At 64.9% G+C, this 1,327-nt stretch carries 1 protein-coding gene; it reads left to right on the top strand.

Features of this window, described 5'->3' with window-relative positions; genetic code table 11:
• Positions 1-75: 75 nt before the first annotated feature.
• Positions 76-1,188: an IS5 family transposase gene (locus GGD88_RS18420; RefSeq protein WP_184438253.1), complete on the top strand. Its 1,113-nt coding sequence runs from the start codon at positions 76-78 to the stop codon at positions 1,186-1,188.
• Positions 1,189-1,327 lie beyond the last annotated feature (139 nt).

Raw genomic sequence — 1,327 nt, 5'->3', positions numbered from 1 at the left:
TAGCAGGCTGCGGAAAAAGGCTTCCGTTTGGGGCTGTGGGATGATTCGCTATGCCATCGGGTTTGGGAGGATGGCATGCGCGGCACGGATGATCGGACGGACGGCCTGTTTTCCTATGTGAGCTGCGAGGCCCGGGTTCCGTCGGAGCATCCGCTTCGGGCCATTCGGGCGATCACGGACGAGGCGCTGGAGGTTCTGTCGCCGGAGTTTGAGGGGCTGTACTCGAAGATCGGGCGTCCCTCGATTCCGCCGGAGAAGCTTCTTCGGGCGCTGCTGTTGCAGGCGTTCTATTCGATCCGCTCCGAGCGTCAGCTTATGGAGCAGATGGATTACAATCTTCTATTCCGCTGGTTTGTCGGCCTGTCGATGGATGCCGCGATCTGGGACGTAACGGTCTTCACCAAGAACCGAGACCGGCTTCTGAAAGGCGACGTTGCGACGAAATTCCTGGCCGCCGTTGTCGCACAGGCCCGGGCACGCAACCTGCTGTCGGACGACCATTTCTCGGTGGACGGCACGCTGATCGACGCCTGGGCCTCCATGAAGAGCTTCCGGCCGAAGGACACGGCGGACCCGGACGATGACACCAAGGCGGGCGGTGGGCGCAACGCGGAGCGGGATTTCCGGGGCGAAAAGCGCTCCAACGCGACGCACGCCTCGACCACCGACCCGGACGCCCGGTTGTACCGGAAGGCAAACGGCCAGTCCTCGCGGCTGGCGTTCATGGGGCATGTGCTGATGGAGAACCGCAACGGCCTCGTGGTCGCGGCCCACCTGACCCGGGCCACGGGAACGGCGGAACGGGAGGCGACCCTGGCTATGCTCGACCGGGTGCATGACGGCCGGCGCCGGATTACGTTGGGGGCGGACAAGGCCTACGATGTCGCGGACTTCGTTTCGGCGCTGCGGGCGCGCAAGGTCACGCCCCATGTGGCCCGCAATGACCACGTCACCAAGACCGGCAAACGCCGCAAGAGCGCCATCGACGGCCGCACCACGCGGCATGCCGGCTACGCCGTTTCACTGAGGGTGCGCAAACGCATCGAGGAGGTCTTCGGCTGGGTTAAGACCTCCGGTGGGTTCGCCAAGACCCGCCATCGGGGCAAGGATCGCGTCGGCTGGATGTTCAGCCTCCAGGCCGCCGCCTACAACCTGGTCCGGCTGCCGAAACTGATCCCGGCGGCCTGATCGCGCCCGGAGTCCGTCTCAAAACGGACGAACGGCCCGAAAACCGCCGGAAACGGCGGTCCTAACCTCACCGACAGCACCGATTTTCGCCGCTGTCGATGGGGAAAGGGGGAAACCACACCGCTTTTTCCGCAGCCTG

Source organism: Roseospira goensis (assembly GCF_014197795.1).
Taxonomy (GTDB): domain Bacteria; phylum Pseudomonadota; class Alphaproteobacteria; order Rhodospirillales; family Rhodospirillaceae; genus Rhodospira; species Rhodospira goensis.
The sequence above is the reverse complement of the archived record's forward strand: the minus strand, read 5'-3'. Positions and strand labels throughout refer to the sequence as shown.